The following is a 17,954-nucleotide window of genomic DNA, read 5'->3' as shown; positions in this document are numbered from 1 at the left end:
GGCCCGCCGGTGCCGCGCGGGCCGGGAGTGTCAGGCGCGGCGCGGGCAGGTGGCGCAGGGGTTGGCCGGGTCGACGGCGTAGTAGAGGCAGCAGCCCTGCCGGGTGCGGGTCCAACCGCCGTGCTCGCGGCGGAAGTTCGCGGGTCCGGTCCACGGCCGGGCGCCGGCGGGCAGGAGTGCGGTGGCGGTGGCGACGGCGCGGTCCTCCTCGCCGAGCATGCGGCCGAGGTACCAGAGGCCGGAGAGCAGGTCGTCGGTGGCCATCCCCCACAGGGCGCGGGGGCCGCGGCGGACGAGGGGCTGGAAGGCGGCGAGGACGGGGCCGACGTGGGCGGCGACGGCGTCGCGCAGGGCGGCTCCGTCGCCGGGGGCCCAGTCGCCGGGGCGGAGCGCGAAGTCGCCGGTCGCGGTGTCGGTCCACAGGTGGTCGGCCGGGAGGAGCGGGATGCGTCCCTCCAGGTACCAGACGCCGCTGATCAGCAGGGAGGTGGTCCACAGGTGGTGGTGCAGCAGCCGGGAGGCGGCGACGTGCGGGCGCGGCGCGAGGCCGTGGCGGTCGCGGATCCGGGCGGCCTCGGCGTCGACGAGCCGCTCGACGGCGGAGGCGAGCCGGTCCGCCGGGATCCACTCCCGGCCGTCTGCCGGGATCCGCTCCCGGCCGTCCGCGGGAGTCCGCTCCCGGCCGTCCGCCGGCGTCCCGCCCACCGGCCCTTCGTCCACCAGGGAGAACGTCAGCGCCGGGCAGGCGTCGGCGAGTTGACGGTAGGTCAGGGCGAGGCGGCCGGTCGCGGGTGCGGGCCGGGCGGGCAGGTCGAGCATGGCGGCTTCCTTCGGGCGTGAGACGCGGGTTCACTCCCCGCGTCCCCACCGGCACTTGACTTATTAAGGTTAGCCTAACCAAAATCTGTTTCCGTGCTCAGAACCGAACTACCCGTGTCCGCCACCCCGGCACCCCGGTCCGCAGCAGCGCGGCAGGTCTCGCTGCTCGCTGCCGGCCTCGGGGCGCTCGCCCTGTGCGCGGCCCTCAGCCTCGTCCTCGGATCGCGATCGATCCCGCTCGCCACGGTGGTTGACGCCCTGTCGGGCACGGCGCACGGCGCCGACGCGGACGTGGTGGTCGGCCTCCGGGTGCCCCGGACCGTCATCGGGATCGCGGTGGGCGCGGCGCTCGGCGCGGCCGGGGCGGTCGCCCAGGGCGTGACGCGCAACCCGCTGGCGTCGCCGACCACGCTGGGCATCAACGCGGGCGCCGGGTTCGCCGTGGTGACCGCGATCTTCGCGCTGGGCCTGTCGCACCCGCTGCAGTACGTCTGGTTCGCGGTGGCGGGCGCGACCGGCGCCGCGCTGCTCGTGTACGGGATGGCGCGGCGCTCGGGCGACCTGGACCCGGTGCGGCTGGCCCTCGGCGGCACCGTGCTGTCGGCGGTGCTGGCGTCCTGGACGTCGGCGCTGATGCTGGCGAGCCGCCGGACGCTGGACGAGGCCCGGTTCTGGCTGGCCGGTTCGGTCGGCGGGCGCAGCCTGGACGGGCTGTACCAGGTGCTGCCGCTGCTCGCGGTCGGCGTGCTGCTGGCGCTGCTGGTCGCCCCGGCGCTGAACGCGTTGGCGCTCGGCGACGAGACCGCGCAGGCGCTGGGCGTGCCGGTGGCGCGGATCCGGGTGCTGGGCGGCCTGGCGGTGGTGCTGCTGGCGGCCGGTTCGGTCGCGGTGGCCGGGCCGGTGGCGTTCATCGGCCTGGCGGCGCCGCACCTGGTGCGTCCGCTGCTGGGCAACGACCACCGGGTGCTGGTGCCGGGCTGCCTGATCGCCGGTCCGGTGCTGCTGCTGCTGGCCGACGTGCTGGGCCGGCTGGTGGCGCGGCCGTCCGAGATCGAGGTCGGGATCGTCACCGCGTTCCTCGGCGCGCCGCTGCTCGCGGTGCTGACCCGGAAGGCGGCGGCGCGATGAGCCCGGACACCCTGACCCCCGCCCGCACCGCCCCCGACGCGGCCGCGGCGAAGCCCGGTGCGCTGGCCCGGGCCCGGCGGCGGACCCTGCTGCTGATCGCGGCGGCCGCCGTGCTGCTGGTGCTGATGGCCGGGGTGGCGCTGTCCACCGGCCAGGTGTCGATCGCGCTGCCGGACGCGCTGCGCGCGCTGTTCGGCTTCGGCTCGGCGAGCGACGTCCTGGTGGTGCGGGAGTTCCGGGCGCCCCGGGTGCTGTCCGCGGTGGTCGCGGGCGCCGGCCTGGCGGTGGCGGGTTCGCTGCTGCAGCGGTTGTTCCGCAACCCGCTGGCCTCGCCGGACGTGATCGGCGTGACCGGCGGCGCCTCGTTCGGCGCGGTGCTGCTGCTGGCCACCGGCGCCTCGCAGGCGCTGACCCCGCTGGCGGCGCTCGGCGGCGGGCTGCTGGCGGCCGCGCTGCTGGGCGCGTTCGCCTGGCGCTCGCGGATGGCGGTGACCCGGCTGGTGCTGGTGGGCCTGGCCGTGCAGGCGGGCCTGGCGGCGGCCGTCAACCTGATGATCGTCCGCTTCCCGGCCGAGCTGGCCGGGCAGGCGCTGCAGTGGACCACCGGTTCGCTGTACGGGCGGACCTGGCCCGAACTGTGGGGCGCGGGCGGGGCGATCGCCGCCGTGACGGCCGCCGTGTTCCTGGCCGACCGCCGGGTCGCGGTGCTCGACCTGGGCGACGACTCGGCCGGCGGCCTGGGCGTCGACCCGCACCGGACCCGGCTGGGCCTGCTGCTGCTCGCCGTGGTGCTGGCCTCGCTGGCCGCCGCGCTGGCCGGGCCGGTCGGCTTCGTCGCCCTCGCCGTGCCGCACCTGGTGCGGCTGCTGGCCGGGCCGCCGACCCCGCTCGCCCTGGCGCTGACCGCGCTGACCGGCGCGCTGCTGCTGACCGGCGCCGACCACCTCGTCCTGCACGTGCTGCCGGTGCACGGCCTGCCGGTCGGCGCCGTCACCGCGACGCTCGGTGCCCCGTGGCTGCTAGCGCTGATGATCCGCCAGGGCCGACCGCCGCAGAGGAGCTCCCGATGACCACCACCGCCCCCTCCCCCTCCCCCGACCGGCTGGCCGCCCGGGGCCTGCAGTTGCGCTACGGCGACCGCGCGGTCGTCCGGGGCCTGGACCTGGAGCTGCCCGGCGGGGCGGTCACCGCGATCGTCGGGCCGAACGCCTGCGGCAAGTCCACCCTGCTGCGCGGCCTGGTCCGGCTGCTCGCCCCGGCGGCCGGCACCGTCACCCTGGACGGCGCCGACATCCACCGGATGCCGGCCCGGGCGCTGGCCCGCCGGATGGGCCTGCTGCCGCAGCAGCCGGTCACCCCGGAGGCGGTCACCGTGGAGGCGCTGGTCCGGCTCGGCCGCTACCCGCACCAGCGGATGCTCACCCCGTGGTCGGCCGCCGACCAGGCCGCGGTGGAGGAGGCGCTGCGCCGCACCGGCACCGACGTGCTGCGCGACCGCCCGGTCGACCAGCTCTCCGGCGGCCAGCGCCAGCGCGCCTGGATCGCGCTCGCGCTGGCCCAGGACACCGACCTGCTGCTGCTGGACGAGCCGACCACCTTCCTCGACCTGCGCCACCAGCTGGACGTCCTCGACCTGGTCACCGACCTGCACCGGGACGCCGGACGGACGGTGGTGATGGTGCTGCACGACCTCGGCCAGGCCGCCCGCTACGCCGACCACCTGGTGGTGCTGGACGGCGGCGAGCTGGCCGCGGCCGGCCCGCCCGGCGAGGTGCTGACCGCCGACCTGGTCGAGCGGGTCTTCCAAGTGCCCTGCCGGATCGTCCCCGACCCCGAGACCGGCACCCCGCTGGTCGTCCCGCTGGCCCGCCGCTGACCCACCCCTTCCGGACTTCCGGTGGCGCCCGTGCGCGCTCCACCGGCGATACCACCTGCCCGAAAGCCGACTCCCCGGCGCCCGAACTCCCCTGCGAGGAAAGAACCATGACCAACCGCAAGCTCTCCGCCGCCGTGCTCGCCGCGGTGCTCTCCACCGCCCTGCTGACCGCCTGCGGCAGCGGGGGCTCCGCCGACGCCGGGCCCGCCGCGAGCCAGGCCGCCGGCGGTGACAGCGCCGCCGCCTTCCCGCGCAGCGTCAAGCACGCGCTGGGCACCGCCGAGATCAAGGCCCAGCCCAAGCGCGTCGTGGTGCTGGACTCCGGCGAACTCGACGACGTCACGCTGCTGGGCATCACCCCGGTCGGCGCGGTCGCCCCGCACCTGAAGACCGAGGGCGGCTTCCCCGCGTACCTCAAGGGCAAGGTCGACGGCACCAAGGACGTCGGCCCGATGAACGAGCCGAACCTCGAACTGATCGCCTCGCTCAAGCCCGACCTGATCCTCACCTCGAAGGTCCGGCACGAGAAGGTGTACGACAAGCTCAACGCGATCGCCCCGACCGTGATGGCCGAGACCACCGGCGAGCCGTGGAAGGCCAACCTCAAGCTGTACGCGCAGGCCCTGGGCAAGGAGACCGAGGCCGCGAAGGCGCTGGGCGACTACGAGGCCCGGGCCGCCAGGCTCGGCGAGGAGATCAAGGCCAAGTACAACGGCACCGCGCCGACCGTCTCGGTGGTCCGCTTCGTGGCCGGCCCGACCCGCCTCTACCAGAACGCCTCGTTCAGCGGCGTGGTGCTCAAGGACGCCGGCCTGGCCCGCGCGATCAAGGCGCCGGACGTCGACAAGGCGATGCTGGAGGTCAGCCCGGAGCTGATCAACCAGGCCGACGCCGACCTGGTGTTCGTCACCACCTCCGACGACCCGTCCAAGACCAAGCAGGCCGAGGTCCAGCAGACCGCCGTCTGGCAGGGCCTGAACGCGGTGAAGAACGGCAAGGTCTTCACCGTCCCGGACGAGACCTGGATGTCCGGCATCGGCGTCCAGGCCGCCGACCGGATGCTCGGCGACATCGCCTCGGCCGCCGGCGTCGACGCCCCCAAGTAGCCACCCGCCCCCACCACTCGAACGGGACTGATCGCCTTGCGGCTCCACCTGCTCGCCCTGAACCCGACCGACTCGGTGACCGACGGCTTCCTGCCCGCCGCGGCCCGGCTCGGACTCGACGTCACGATCCTCACCGACGACGCCGGCGCCCACCAGCGGGCCTACGCGGAACGGGAGTTCAGACCGCGACTGGTCGAGTGCGACGTCCGGGACTTCCGTTCGGTGATCAGTACCGTCTCGCAACTCGGCGCCCCGGATGCGGTGTTCAGCAACAGCGACCACCTGCAGACCCAGACCGCGCTGGCCGCCGAGTACTTCGGGCTGCCCGCCAAGGACTGGCGGGCCGCGCTGCGCGCCAAGGACAAGGGCCAGCTGCGCCGCCACCTGGCGCTGGCCGGCCTGGACGCCGTCCGCTCCGCCGAACTGCCGCCCGGCGCCGACCCGGCGGACCTGGACGTGCCCTTCCCGTGCGTGCTCAAGCCGCGCGAGGGCGTGGCCAGCGAGGACGTCTCGCTGGTCGGCGACGCGGCCGAACTCGCCCGCCGCTGCGCGGAGATCCGCGCGCGGCGGCCGGAGGCGGTGCTGGTCGTCGAGGAGTTCCTGGCCGGCGAGCTGCACACCCTGGAGACCCTCGGCGACGGGCGCACCCGGCACGTCCTCGGCGGGTTCCGCACCCGGCTCTCCCCGCCGCCGGACTTCATCGAGGAGGTCCTGACCTTCGTCCCGGCCCACCCCGCGGACGTCACCGGGCAGGTGCTCGCCCAGCTCGACGCGCTCGGCGTCGGACTCGGCGCCTGCCACACCGAGTTCGTCGTCCAGCCGGACGGCCGGGCCCGGATCATCGAGGTCAACTACCGTGCCATCGGCGACCAGTGCGACCTGATGCTGGCGCGGATCCTCGGCATCCCGTTCTTCGAACTGGTGCTGCGCGCCCACCTCGGCGAGCGGCTGCCCGCCGACCTCGGCGCGCGCACCGACCGGCGGGCCCGCAACGAGGCGGTCCTCGCCGACCGGGCGGGCACCCTGACCGCCGCCCCCGGCCCGTACGACGCCGAGAGCGACGGCGTGACCCTCTCCTACCGGCCGGTGCGCCGGGTCGGCGAGCACCACGCACTGCACCACACCAACCGCGACTACCTGGGCGTGGTCTGGGCCGTCGGCCCGGACCAGCAGCGGGTGGACGCCGCCGTCGCCGGGTTCGTCGCGGCCAACCGGTGGGAGATCACCCCGTGAGCGCCGCGAGCCCCGTGAACGCCGCGAGCCCCGCGAGCCCCGTGAACGCCGCGAGCCCCGCGAGCCCCGTGAACGCCGCGAGCCCCGCGAGCCCCGTGAGCGCCGTGAGCCTGGCGCAGCCCGTGAGCGCCGCCGAGCAGTTGACGCTGCGGGTGCTGAGCGCGCTGCTGCGCGAGGACGTGCTCGGCCTGCGCGGCGGCGCGGTCCCGGAGCGGCGCGCCGACGGGCCGTGGCTGCGCAGCGGCGCCTTCGCCCTGCCGGTGGCGGCCGAGGGCTTCCAGTGCGAGTACGCCGCCCGGCTGCCGCTGCTGGAGGCGGACGGCGCCCCGCTGACCGGACTGCCGGAGATCCTGGCCCGGCTCGCCGCGGAGGCCGACCCGCTGGACCGGCCGGGGCACCTGGCGTTCGCCGAGGAGTGCCGGCAGACCCTGGCCACCATGGAGCTGCACGAGGCGGTCCGCGCCGGGGTGCACGAGCGGCTCGCCGCGGCGTACGGCCCGGACCCGGCCCGGTGGACCGGGCCCGCCGCCTCGCTCGCCTTCGACACCCTCGCCGCCTACCTCGACCACCCGGTGTACCCCACCGCCCGCGGCCGCTCCGGCCTGACGGATCGTCAACTGCGGTCTTACGCACCGGAGTTCCACCCGTCGTTCGAGCTGCGCTGGCTGGCCGTGCCGACCGCCGAGCTGGACGCGCGGGCGATGGAGCCGCTCCCCGACTGGTGGCCGAGCGCCGACCGGTTCGGCGTGCGCGGCGCCTACCTGGCCCTCCCGGTGCACCCGCTGACCGTCGACCGGCTCCCGGACCTGCCCGGCGCGGTGCTGGCCGAGGAGCCGTACCTGGAGGTGGTGCCGACCCTGTCGATGCGCACCGTCGCGGTCTCCCGGGACCCGTCGGTCCACCTCAAACTGCCGCTGGCCACCGCCACCCTGGGGCAGCGCAACCGGCGCACCATCAAACCCGGCACCCTCGCCGACGGGGCCGCCGGACAGCTGCTGCTGCAGGCCGTCCTGGACCGCGAACCCCGGTTCGCCGGGCGGATCCTGCACGCCGACGAGCAGAGCCACGCGCAGGCCGCCGGCGACGAACTGCTCGCCGTCCTGGTCCGGCGCCAGCCCGCCGGGCTCGACGGCGCGGTCACCGTCCCGCTGGCGGCGCTGCTGGCCGCCGCGCCCGGCGGGCGCCTGGTGGTCGACCACCTCGCGGACCGCTTCTACGCGGGCTCCGTCCCGGAGCTGTACCGGGAGCTCACCGAGCTGCTGGTCGACTGGCAGACCACCCTGTTCGGGTACGGCATCGCGCTGGAGTCCCACCAGCAGAACACCTCGCTGGTGCTGGACGGGGAGGGCGGCCGGACCCGGCTGCGGCTGCTGTACAAGGACAACGACGGCCCCCGGATCAACCTCGACCGGCTCGGCGCGCTCTCCCCCCACCGGGAGCTGTTCGACGACGCGCGGATCTTCGGCCACCGGGACCGGCCGCTGACCGACCTGTTCACCACCATCACCGGCCACCTGTGCACCGCCTCGCTCGCCTTCGGCCTGGCCGAGCACGGCCGCGCCCCGCTGGAGCTGACCCTCGGCCTGCTGCGCGGGACGCTCGCCTCGGCCGTCGACCGGCTCGGCCCGGCCGGCGCCCCGCTGCGCACCGACCTGCTGGAGGCGCGGCGGCTGCCGGTCAAGGCCATGGTCACGGCCGGCACCCTGCTGGCCAAGGACCGCTCCGGCGCCGCAGACGTCAACAAGCACTACACCGACGGCCCCAACTACCTGCTCGGTGCGGGGCGGCCGTGAGCACCGGCGCACTGGAGCGCGGCACCCGCGCCGCCGAGCGGCCCGGCGGCGGCCTGAACCGCCGCCAGGTCCACGGCCTGGCCGCCTGCTACTTCGTCGCCTCGTTCGCGGCGCTCGGCCTGCCGCCGTACCTGACCGAGATCCTGCCCGCCCTGGGCGACCGCGAGGGGCGCTGGGCCGGCCTGCTGTACGTCGTGCCGACCGTGTTCAGCGCCCTCGGCGCGCCGCTGTGGGGCCGGCTCGCCGACCGGTTCGGCCGCAAGCGGCTCCTGCTGCGCGCCCAACTCGGGCTCACCGTCTCCTTCCTGCTGGCGGGCGCCGCCGACTCGCTGCCCGCCTTCACCGCCGCCCTGGTCCTCCAGGGCTTCCTCGGCGGCACCTTCGCCGCCACCAACGGCTACCTCGGCGCGGCGCTGCGCGGCGCCGACCTGTCGCGCGCGCTCACCCTGATGCAGGGCAGCGCCCGCGCCTCGCTGGTCGCCGCGCCGGTCCTGGTCGGCGCGCTCTCGCCGTGGCTCTCCCCGCACCGGCAGTACCTGCTGATGGCCGTGCTGCCGCTGGCGGCCGCCGTGCTGCTGGCCTTCCTGCCCGAACCGGAGCAGCCGGCCCGCACCGGGGCGGCCGACGGGCGGCCCGGCGCGGTGCCGGACCGGCGGCCGCTGCGCCTGCTCTACGCGTTCGAGTTCGCGTTCGTCTTCGCCACCATCGTCTCCTTCCCCTACCTGATCGCCCTGGTCGAGCAGCACCTGCCCGGGGTCTCCGGCACCGTGGCGGGGGTGCTGTTCGCACTGCCGCACCTGGTGTACCTGCTCACCGCGGGCCGGGTGCACCGCTTGTTCCACCACCGGCCGCGCACCGGCCTGTTCACCGCCTTCGCCCTGGTCGGCCTCGGCCTCGCCGGGCACGGCGCCGCCCACACGCTCCCCGCCTTCGTCCTCGCCCGGGCGGTCCTGGGCGCCGGCCTGACGCTCGGCCTGGTCTGCCTGTCCGTCCTCGCCGCGGCCGCCGCCGAGGGACGGCCCCCGGGGCGGATGTTCGGCACCCTCGAACTCGTCTCCAAGGGCGGCGCGGTCGCCGCGGGCGCGGTCGCCGCCGCGGCCAACGGCGCCTTCGGCCCGACCGCGCCCGTGCTCACCGGCACCGCCGCGGCCGCACTCGCCGCCCTCCTCGTCCTCCTGACCCGCTGGAGTCCCCGATGACCACGAAGACCGACCACCGGCCGGAGACCGCGGGCCCGGACGCGCTGCCCGGCCCGGGTGCCACGACCGGCCCGGACGCCACGACCGGCCCGGACGCGCTGCCCGGCCTCGGCTCCCTGCCCGGCGCCGACGACGCCGTCGCCCACACCCTGCTCAACTGCCTGCTGCGCGAGGTCTCCGGGCCCGAGCACCAGACCGCCGTCGCCGACGGCACCCTGCTGCTGCGCCTGCCCCGGCGCGGGGCGCTGCTGCGGGTCGCGCTGCGCCGCACCTCGCTGCTCGGCGCGCACCGCTTCACCGGCCCGGTCAGCGAGCAGGTCCCGGGCGGCTGGCGGGAGTTGGGCTGGCGCGAGCTGGCCGAGCACGTCCGGGCCGAGCTGGCCCTGCGCACCGGCGTCGCCAACGAGGAGTTCCTCGACCAGGTCGCCTCCAGCCACCAGGTGGTGGCCGCCGCCCTCGCCGGCCGGCCCGCCCCCGGCGGCGACCGGTACCTGGAGTCGGAGCAGGCGCTGCTCTTCGGCCACCGCTTCCACCCCGCGCCCAAGTCCCGCTCCGCGCACCGCGGTTCCTGGTCCGACTACGCCCCCGAGGCCCGGGCCGCGTTCCGCCTGCGGTACCTCGCCGTGCGCACCGAGTACGTCGCGCAGGACACCGCCGACCCGGCCGCGCTCGCCCGGCTGGACGCGCTGCACCCGGTGCCGGACGGCTACACCCTGGTGCCCGCCCACCCCTGGCAGTACCGGCTGCTGGCCGGCCACCCGCTGCTGACCGCCGCCCTGGCCCGCGGCGACGTGCTCGACCTCGGCGAGGGCGGCGCCCCGTTCGCGGCCACCGCCTCGGTGCGGACCCTGTACGGCGCGGGCGCGTTCCTGAAGTTCAGCCTGAACGTGCGGATCACCAACTGCCTGCGCAAGAACTCCGCGTACGAGCTGGCCGGGGCCGTCACCCTCACCCGGCTGCTCGCCGAGCCGCTCGCCGACCTGGCCCGGCGCTTCCCGGACGCGGCGGTGCTGCGCGAGCCCGCGTTCCGCACCCTGGCGCTGCCCGGCCCGGACGGGGAGCCGGACCTCGACCTGTTCGAGGGCTTCGGGCTGATCGTCCGCGAGGGCCTGGACGGGGCCGTCCGCCCGGGCCTGACCCCGCTGCTGGCCGGGGCCGTCGCCGACGAGCACCCGACCAGCGCGGCCCAGGTCGGCGCGCTGCTGCCCGGCCGGGACGGCGCGGCCGCCCGGGACTGGTGGGCGGCCTACCTGCGGCTGGTCGTCCCGCCGGTGCTGGCCGCCTACTTCGACCACGGCGTGGTCCTCGAACCGCACCTGCAGAACGTCCTGGTCTGCGTGGACGGCCGGGGCCGGCCCGCCCAGGTGCTGTTCCGCGACCTGGAGGGCACCAAGCTGCTGCCCGAGCAGCACGCCGCCGCCCTCGCCGCGCTCCCCGCCGGCACCGCCGGCCCGATGACGTACGACGCCCAGCGCGGCTGGGACCGCGTCGTGTACTGCCTGGTCGTCAACCACCTCGCCGAACTGCTCGCCGCCCTCGCCGACCGGCACCCCGACCTGGAGGCCGCCCTCTGGGAGGACGTCCGGACCGTGCTGGCGCGGTGCGCCGCCGCGCACGGCGGCCCGCCCCGGCTGGCCGCGCTGCTGGCCGGCGTCCCGCTGCCCGCCAAGGCCAACCTGCTCACCCGGTGGAGCCGCCGCCCGGACCGCGAGGCCGGCTACGTCCCGCTGGCCTCCCCGCTGTCGATCCCGGCCGGCTCCGCCTCCACCGCTGCGAAGGAGCGCCCGTGAGCGTCCCCGCGACGGCCGCCGCTCTGACCGAGCTCCCGGCCTACCTCTACGACCTGGCGGCCCTGCGGGCGCACGCCCGCCGGGTCCGGGCCGCGCTGCCCGACCGGGTCGAGCTGTACTACGCCGCCAAGGCCAACCCGGAGGCGCCGGTGCTGGCCGCCCTGCACGGCCTGGTCGACGGCTACGAGGTCTCCTCCGGCGGCGAGTTGGCCCACGTGCACGCCACCGTGCCGGACGCCCCGCTGGCGTTCGGCGGCCCCGGCAAGTCCCCCGAGGAGATCGCCGCGGCCCTCCGCCTCCCCGCCGTCCGGCGCTGGCACGTGGAGAGCGAACGCGAACTGCACGCCCTCGCCGCGGCCGCCGACCGCCCCGTCGACGTCCTGCTGCGGGTCAACCTCCCGGTCGGCGGGGGCGCCCTGGACGGCGTCGCGCTGGCGATGGGCGGCCGCCCCACCCCGTTCGGCATGGACCCCGGGCAGGTCGCCCGCTGCCTGGCCCTGCTCGCCACCCCCGCCTTCGCCCGCCTGCGGCTGCGCGGCATCCACGCCCACCTGGCCAGCGGCCTGCCCGCCGCCGAGCAGCTCCGCGTCGCCGAACGGATCGTCGGCTGGTCCGCCGGCCTCGCCGCCCGCCACGGCCTGGCCCTGGACGAGGTGAACGTCGGCGGCGGCATGGCCGTCGACTACGAGGACCCCGACGCCCGGTTCGACTGGCCCCGCTTCGGCCGGGGCCTGGCCGAACTGCTCGCCCGCCACCCGTCCCTGACGCTGCGCATCGAGCCGGGCCGCGCCCTGACCGCCCACTGCGGCTGGTACGCCACCGAGGTCCTGGACGTGAAGCACAGCCACGGCGAGGACTTCGCGGTCGTCCGCGGCGGCACCCACCACCTGCGCACCCCCGCCACCCGCGGGCACTCCCAGCCCTTCACCGTCCTGCCGGTCGACCACTGGCCGCACCCCTGGCCGCGCCCCGGCGTCACCGACTCCCCCGTCACCGTCTGCGGCCAACTGTGCACCCCCAAGGACGTCCTGGCCTCCCGCGCCCCCGTCCCGGCCCTGCGCGCCGGCGACCGGCTGCTGTTCGCCATGGCCGGCGCCTACGCCTGGAACATCTCGCACCACGAGTTCCTGATGCACCCCCGCCCGGCCTTCCACTACCTCGCCGACCGGACACCCGACCCCCCGGCGGAGGCCCCCTGACCGCACCGGCCGACAGCACGCGGCCGGGGACGGGACCCGTGGTGCCAGCCGAGGAGTCCCGTCCCCGCGGTGCGCGGGACGGCCGACCCTGGCTCCGCGCACACCCGTCATTCGCGGGGAGGGGGCCGCCGGTTTGGTGCCGGTCGGCGACGTTCACCCGATCGGACCAGTGCGGTGGGCGCGGGCCCGGGTCAGAGGCGGGCGGGGTCCCCGCCGAGACGGGTGTAGAGCTGCTGCCGGGCGCGGTCCGCGGCCGTGGGCGGCTTCCCGTCGCAGTAGGGGGTGCGGCCGTTGGCGGTGCAGTAGCGCATCAGCTCCAGCACCGCGGCGGTGTCGGCGCCCCGGCCCGCGGTACAGCGGTCGGCGGGCTCGCGGGTCCGGTGGACGCCCGCACCGACCTGTCGCAGGCCCCGGCCGCCGACCCGCAGTTCGAACCGCTCCAGGCGCCCCCGGCCCGGGCGGCCCTCGTTCCGTGACCGCCGGGGCGCCGGTCCTCCGTCCGCACCGGCGGTGTTCCGCTCCCGGGCGGCCGAAGCTACTCTTCGGTAGCAAATCTTTCGCCGACACGTACCGGGAGCGCCGATGGCATCCGACCGTTCCGCCCGCCTGCTGGGTGGGCTGCTGCTGACCGCCGGAGTCGCGCACTTCGCCGCTCCGCGGCCCTTCGACGCGATCGTCCCGCGGAGCCTGCCCGGCTCGCCCCGGGCCTGGACCCGGGTGAGCGGTGTCGCCGAGCTGGCCGTCGGTGCGGCCGTGCTCCTGCCGCGCAGCCGCCGGGCGGGAGCGCTGGCGGCCGCGGGCCTGTTCGCGGCGCTCTTCCCCGCGAACGTGAAGATGGCCTACGACTGGCGCCACCGCCCGGCCCCGCAGCGGGCCGTCGCCCTCGCCCGGCTGCCGCTGCAGGCGCCGCTGGTCGCCTGGGCGGTCCGGGTGGCCCGGGGCTGACCGGGGCCTGACGGGGGCTGACGGGGGCTGGCGGGGGCTGGCGGCCGGTCAGGACAGGGGGAGCAGCATGATGGGTGCTCCGCTGGGGTGTTCGGAGCCGCCGGCGGGTTCGAGGGTGAGGCCGACGCCGTCGGCCCCGTTCGGTGAGCCGGTGAGCAGGAGGGCGCCGTTGCCGCCGGGCATGAGCCCGGCCGGGCGCATCACGTCGCCGTCGGCGAACCACAGCTCGTACGTGCGGCCGTTCGCCGGGTCCGGCAGTCCGGTGGCGAGGAACCCCGCCCGGGCGCGGGAGTGGGACCACACCACCGTCCCGGCGCCGGCCCCGCCGGTGGCGGCGGCCGTGGCGGTGCGGGCGTCGGGGGCGGTCAGCAGGTCCGCGAACCGGTCCTGCTGCTGGAGGGCGGTGGCCCGGGCCCGGGCCCGGTCGGCCTCCCGGTGCTGCTGGACGGCGACGGCCCCGGTGGTGAGGGCGGCGGCCAGGCAGGCGGCGAGGGCGAGCCTCCACCACCGCCGCTCTCCCGGCCGCTTCCCGGCCGCCCGCGGGGCGAGGGCCGGTGCTTGCTGGCGGGCCGTGGGCAGCGCGGCCAGTACCGCGGCCTTCAGGGACGCGGGCGGCGCCGCGCTCTCGGCGGACCCCAGCCGGGCCAGGGTCGCGCGGAACTCGGCGACCTCCGCGGCGCAGGACGGGCAGTCCGCCAGGTGCTCCTCGAAGCGCCGCGACTCGTCGGCCTCCAGGGCGTGGGCGGCGTACGCGCCGGTCAGGGTGTGCAGGTCGGCGGTGCTCATGTTCCTACCCCCAGGCAGTCGCGCATCCGGATCAGGGCGTCGCGCATCCGGGTCTTGACCGTGCCCAGCGGCGCGCCCAGCACCTCGGCGACCTGCGGATAGGTGTAGCCCCGGTAGTAGGCGAGCGTCAACGACTCGCGCTGCAGCTCGGTCAGCGTCTTCAGGCAGCGCCGCACCTGCTCCCGCTCCAGCCGGCCCTCGACCTGCTCGGCGACCTCGTCGAAGGCCGCACTGTGCGAGGCGGCCGCGACCCGCTGCTCCCGGTCCGCCGCCGCCTGCGCGGAGCGGACCCGGTCGACCGCGCGGCGGTGCGCGATGGTCAGCACCCACGGCAGCACCTCGCCGCGCTCGGCCCGGTAGCGCACCGCGGTGCGCCACACCTCCAGCAGCACCTCCTGCGTGACCTCCTCCGACTGCGCCGGATCCCGCACCACCCGCCGCACCAGGCCGAACACCGGCCCGGCCACCGCGTCGTACAGCGCCGAGAAGGCGTCCCGGTCGCCCCGGACGACCCGCGCCAGCAGCTCCTTCAGGTCCGGCCCGGGCCGCGCCGGCCCGGACAGGTGCACCACCGTGCCCATCAGCCCTCCACCACCGTCCCGGCCCGCGGCGCCGACCGCAGTACGACCACCATCACCCGCTCCTCCCTGCCCGCACGGCAGAACCGCCGACGACCACCGGAGCGGTCCCGGCACCAGGTGTTCGGAGCGGACCGGGCCCCGGATTGCCCGGCCCCGCGGCGGCGCCCGGACGCCGGTGCGCGTCACGGTGCGCGGAAAGCCCCGACCCGGGGCGGTGCGCGGTGCTACGTTGCCGCGGTGAACGCCCCCACCGCGCCGCTGTCGCTGCTGTCCGCCCTCCGGCCGCAGCACCAGGACCGGCTCTACGACTTCTACCGGGACCTGCGGGACACCGGCGAGCTCTTCTGGGACCGCACCCTGAACGCCTGGGTCGCCACCGGCCACGACGTGGTCAGCAGCACCGCGAGCGACCCGCGCTTCTCCTCGGTGCGCTACCCGGACCTCGCGGCGGTCTCCGCGGAACTCCGGCCGCTGGCAACGGTCCTGAGCCGGCAGATGCTCTACAGCGACGCCCCCGACCACACCCGGCTGCGCTCCCTGCTCAGCCGGGCCTTCACCCCGCGCGCGGTGGCCGCGCTGAGCGGCCGGATCGCCGGGGCCGTCGACCTGGTCCTCGCCCGCGCCGAGCCCACCGGCCGGCTGGACGTCGTCGCCGACCTGGCCCGCCCGCTGCCGCTGGCCGTCATCTGCGACCTGCTCGGCGTCCCCGAGGCGGACCGGTCCGCCCTGTCCGCCTGGTCCGACCCGGTCGCCGCGGCCATCGGCAGCTCCCGGCTGGACGCCGAGGAGAGCCTGGCCGCCTCCCGCGCCATGGAGCAGATGCTCGACTACCTGCGGGGCGTCCTGGCCCGCGACGACGGCCCGCCCGCACCGCACACCCTGCGCGCGCTGCTGAGCGCCGGCGCCGAGGACACCGGCCAGGACTTCGACGAACTCCTCGCCAACTGCGCCCTGTTGCTGGTGGCCGGCCACGAGACCACCACCCACTTCATCGGCAACGCCGTCCTCGCCCTCCTCCACCACCCGGACGCCGCCGACCGGTTGCGCGCCCGGCCCGAGCTGATCCCCGGCGCCGTCGAGGAACTCCTGCGCTACGACAGCCCGGTGCAGCTGATGCTGCGCCGGGCCCGGCACGACCTCGACCTGGCGGGCCGCACCGTCGCCGCCGGGCAGGCCGTGCTGCTGGTGTGCGGCGCCGCCAACCGGGACCCGGCGGTCTTCCCCGACCCCGACCGGCTGGACTTCCACCGCCCCGCCGGCCGGCACGTCGCCTTCGGCTACGGACCGCACTTCTGCCTCGGCGCCGCCCTGGCCCGGCTGGAGGGCGCCGTCGTCCTGGAGGCGCTGCTCACCCGCCTGCCCGACTGGAAGCTCACCGGCCCCGCCCCGACCTGGCAGCGCAGCCTCAACTTCCGCGGCCTGACCGGCCTGGAGGTCTCCTTCACCCCCACCCCGACGGGGCCCTGACGGCGGTGGACGGCGCCCGGGCGAAGTCCGCGGCCCGGCCGGGCAGTTGGGAGGCACCGGCCCCGGTCGTGCGGACACCCCCGTTCGCTAGCATGCGCGTCCATGACACCACGTGGGGGAACCGAAGGGGCCGGGTTCGACCTGGCCGGGAGCGGGGCCGAGGCCCTGGAGGGCGAGGATCCGCGGGAGATCGGCGGGATCCCGCTGCTGGGACGGCTCGGGGCCGGCGGCATGGGGCGGGTCTACCTCGGCGTCGTCGGGGGCCGGTACGCCGCGGTCAAGCAGGTGCTGCCGCAGTTCATCGAGGACCAGGACTTCCGGCGGCACTTCGGCCACGAGCTCGACAACCTGGCCCGTCTGCCCGCGGAGGCCACCGCCCCGCTGCTGGCCGCCGACCGCGAGGCCCGCCCGCCGTGGCTGGCCACCGCCTACGTGCCCGGCCTCACCCTGGAACGGGTCCTCGCGGTCAACGGCGGCCCGCTGGACGTGGCCCGGCTGTGGCTGCTGCTGCGCGAGACCGCGACGGCCCTGCGGGCGGTGCACGCCCTGGGCATGATCCACCGGGACCTGAAGCCCACGAACCTCATGCTCACCGCCCGCGGCGCCACCCTCATCGACTTCGGCATCGCCCGGGCCGCCGACCAGAGCCGGCTCACCCGCACCGGCACGGTGCTCGGAACCCCCGCCTACATGTCCCCCGAACAGGCCGGCAACACCGGCCCGTTCACCCCGGCCGTCGACGTCTTCGCCCTCGGCGCGCTGATCGCCTACGCCGCCACCGGACGCCCGCCCTTCGGCGAGGGCTCCGGCGTCGACATGCTCTACCGGATCGTCCACACCGAGCCCGACCTCTCCGCCCTGCGGGCCCTCTCCCCCAACCTCGCCGAGACCGTCGCGGCCTGCCTGGACAAGGACCCCGCCGCCCGCCCCACCGCCGACCGGCTGGCCCGGCTCGCCGCCCAGCAGGGCCCCTCCCCCGCGGAGGCGATCGGCTGGCCCGAACCCGCCATGGGGCTGCTCCTGACCCGCGCCGCCTTCGCCGGGCGGCCCGCGCCGTCCCCGCCCCCGCCCTCCCGGACCTCGGTGCGGACCAGGGCCCTGCGGGTGGTGCGGCCCCGGTCGGAGTCCGGCCGGCGCCGCCGGCTCGTCCTGTTCGCCGTCCCCGTGCTGCTGGCCGCCGGGGCGACCACCGCCGTGCAGCTGCTCCCGTTCGGATCGCCGCCGCGCACGACCCAGGGCGCGCAACCGCCCGCCACCCCGGACGCGGGCACCGGAGACCCCGACGGCACCCCGGCCGCCGGGACGCCCGGCACCCCCTCCGGTTCCGGCACCGCACCGGGCCCCACCGACCCGGCGTCCACCGCGTCCACCGCGAGCACCGCCCCGAGCAGCCCGGACCCCGGCCACAGCGCGGGCGGCACGGGCAGCACGGGTGGAACCGCGGACGGCGGCACGGGCGGCGGCGCGAAGAAGTCCGCGGCCCCGCCGGCCCCCGCCCCGAAGCCCACCCCCACCCCGACACCCACGCCCGCCAGGACGTACGGCCCGCGCTGCGTGTTCGCCACCTCGGCGACCTGCACCAGCGACAACCCGACCGTCGAGGTGACCTCGACCGGCGGCTACACCAGCTGCACGTTCACCATGACCACCACCTGGGGCGACGGCGAGACCACCTACACCGACGTCACCGGCTCCGGCCCCTCCGCGCCGCCGAAGACCTACGCCACCCACCTCTACCGGCAGCCCGGGACCTACCACATCCACGTCCGGGCCGTCACCACCTCCGGCTTCTGCCTGGCCACCGGGTCGGACCTCACCTTCACCCTCACCTCCTGACCGACCGCCGCCCCGGCCTCGCCCGGCCGGGGCCTCGGCCAGGTGGGGCAGCACTCAGAGGATTCTCATAGGTTTCGGGTCTTGGCCCGGGAACTGACGCCGCGACAGAATTGATCGCGGTCCTTCAAGCTGGGCGGTTCGCCGCCCTGGGACGCGCTCCCCGCACCCGTTCCAGGTCTCGTCCCCCACACGAGGA

The 17,954-nt window shown here is 76.7% G+C and carries 16 protein-coding genes; 12 read left to right on the top strand and 4 right to left on the bottom strand.

Annotated elements, in window-relative coordinates:
• Positions 1 to 30 precede the first annotated feature (30 nt).
• Entirely contained in the window at positions 31 to 819 is a 789-nt protein-coding gene (locus tag EDD39_RS21585; RefSeq protein WP_123558420.1) for a (2Fe-2S)-binding protein, read from the bottom strand.
• Positions 820 to 933: 114 nt separating this feature from the next.
• On the opposite strand from EDD39_RS21585, the gene EDD39_RS21580 reads away from it, so the two are divergent.
• The 9 genes from EDD39_RS21580 to EDD39_RS21540 all read left to right on the top strand — a co-directional run bounded on the left by EDD39_RS21580 (position 934) and on the right by EDD39_RS21540 (position 12,143).
• On the top strand, positions 934 to 1,947 hold the full coding sequence (locus EDD39_RS21580) for a FecCD family ABC transporter permease (RefSeq protein ID WP_123558418.1): 1,014 nt from the start codon (positions 934 to 936) through the stop codon (positions 1,945 to 1,947).
• Entirely contained in the window at positions 1,944 to 3,017 is a 1,074-nt protein-coding gene (locus EDD39_RS21575) for a FecCD family ABC transporter permease (RefSeq protein WP_123558416.1), read from the top strand. Before EDD39_RS21580 ends, EDD39_RS21575 begins: the two co-directional genes overlap by 4 nt.
• The gene (locus tag EDD39_RS21570; RefSeq protein ID WP_123558414.1) at positions 3,014 to 3,823 is read left to right on the top strand and encodes an ABC transporter ATP-binding protein; all 810 of its coding nucleotides are present in this window, start codon (positions 3,014 to 3,016) and stop codon (positions 3,821 to 3,823) included. Before EDD39_RS21575 ends, EDD39_RS21570 begins: the two co-directional genes overlap by 4 nt.
• A gap of 107 nt (positions 3,824 to 3,930) precedes the next feature.
• On the top strand, positions 3,931 to 4,929 hold the full coding sequence (locus tag EDD39_RS21565; RefSeq protein ID WP_123558412.1) for an ABC transporter substrate-binding protein: 999 nt from the start codon (positions 3,931 to 3,933) through the stop codon (positions 4,927 to 4,929).
• Between the two features lie 36 nt (positions 4,930 to 4,965).
• The gene (locus EDD39_RS21560) at positions 4,966 to 6,162 is read left to right on the top strand and encodes an ATP-grasp domain-containing protein (RefSeq protein ID WP_123558410.1); all 1,197 of its coding nucleotides are present in this window, start codon (positions 4,966 to 4,968) and stop codon (positions 6,160 to 6,162) included.
• A 95-nt stretch (positions 6,163 to 6,257) separates the two neighbouring features.
• Positions 6,258 to 7,955: an IucA/IucC family protein gene (locus EDD39_RS21555; protein ID WP_425269714.1), complete on the top strand. Its 1,698-nt coding sequence runs from the start codon at positions 6,258 to 6,260 to the stop codon at positions 7,953 to 7,955.
• On the top strand, positions 7,952 to 9,154 hold the full coding sequence (locus tag EDD39_RS21550) for an MFS transporter (RefSeq protein WP_123558408.1): 1,203 nt from the start codon (positions 7,952 to 7,954) through the stop codon (positions 9,152 to 9,154). Before EDD39_RS21555 ends, EDD39_RS21550 begins: the two co-directional genes overlap by 4 nt.
• Positions 9,151 to 10,944, top strand: a complete 1,794-nt coding sequence (locus EDD39_RS21545) for an IucA/IucC family protein (protein ID WP_123558405.1) — start codon at positions 9,151 to 9,153, stop codon at positions 10,942 to 10,944. The genes EDD39_RS21550 and EDD39_RS21545 overlap by 4 nt, the downstream gene beginning before the upstream one ends.
• Positions 10,941 to 12,143: a type III PLP-dependent enzyme gene (locus tag EDD39_RS21540; protein WP_123558403.1), complete on the top strand. Its 1,203-nt coding sequence runs from the start codon at positions 10,941 to 10,943 to the stop codon at positions 12,141 to 12,143. The genes EDD39_RS21545 and EDD39_RS21540 overlap by 4 nt, the downstream gene beginning before the upstream one ends.
• A 191-nt stretch (positions 12,144 to 12,334) precedes the next feature.
• On the opposite strand, the gene EDD39_RS42150 is transcribed toward EDD39_RS21540, so the two are convergent.
• The gene (locus EDD39_RS42150) at positions 12,335 to 12,466 is read right to left on the bottom strand and encodes a hypothetical protein (protein WP_279638399.1); all 132 of its coding nucleotides are present in this window, start codon (positions 12,464 to 12,466) and stop codon (positions 12,335 to 12,337) included.
• A gap of 259 nt (positions 12,467 to 12,725) precedes the next feature.
• On the opposite strand from EDD39_RS42150, the gene EDD39_RS21535 reads away from it, so the two are divergent.
• Positions 12,726 to 13,088, top strand: a complete 363-nt coding sequence (locus EDD39_RS21535) for a DoxX family protein (RefSeq protein ID WP_123558401.1) — start codon at positions 12,726 to 12,728, stop codon at positions 13,086 to 13,088.
• A gap of 48 nt (positions 13,089 to 13,136) precedes the next feature.
• Here the strand turns inward: EDD39_RS21535 and EDD39_RS21530 are convergent, their stop codons facing one another.
• Complete coding sequence (locus tag EDD39_RS21530) at positions 13,137 to 13,874, bottom strand: anti-sigma factor (RefSeq protein ID WP_123558399.1); 738 nt, start codon at positions 13,872 to 13,874, stop codon at positions 13,137 to 13,139.
• Positions 13,871 to 14,455 carry a sigma-70 family RNA polymerase sigma factor gene (locus EDD39_RS21525; RefSeq protein ID WP_123558397.1) on the bottom strand — a complete coding sequence of 195 codons (585 nt, stop codon included), beginning with the start codon at positions 14,453 to 14,455 and terminating at the stop codon, positions 13,871 to 13,873. Before EDD39_RS21525 ends, EDD39_RS21530 begins: the two co-directional genes overlap by 4 nt.
• A gap of 237 nt (positions 14,456 to 14,692) precedes the next feature.
• Between EDD39_RS21525 and EDD39_RS21520 the strand changes: the two genes are divergently transcribed.
• Complete coding sequence (locus tag EDD39_RS21520; protein ID WP_123558395.1) at positions 14,693 to 15,922, top strand: cytochrome P450; 1,230 nt, start codon at positions 14,693 to 14,695, stop codon at positions 15,920 to 15,922.
• A gap of 102 nt (positions 15,923 to 16,024) precedes the next feature.
• The gene (locus EDD39_RS21515; protein WP_123558393.1) at positions 16,025 to 17,758 is read left to right on the top strand and encodes a serine/threonine-protein kinase; all 1,734 of its coding nucleotides are present in this window, start codon (positions 16,025 to 16,027) and stop codon (positions 17,756 to 17,758) included.
• Positions 17,759 to 17,954: the final 196 nt, after the last annotated feature.

This window comes from Kitasatospora cineracea, from assembly GCF_003751605.1.
Classification (GTDB): Bacteria; Actinomycetota; Actinomycetes; order Streptomycetales; family Streptomycetaceae; genus Kitasatospora; species Kitasatospora cineracea.
This window is presented reverse-complemented; position numbering and strand designations above follow the sequence as displayed.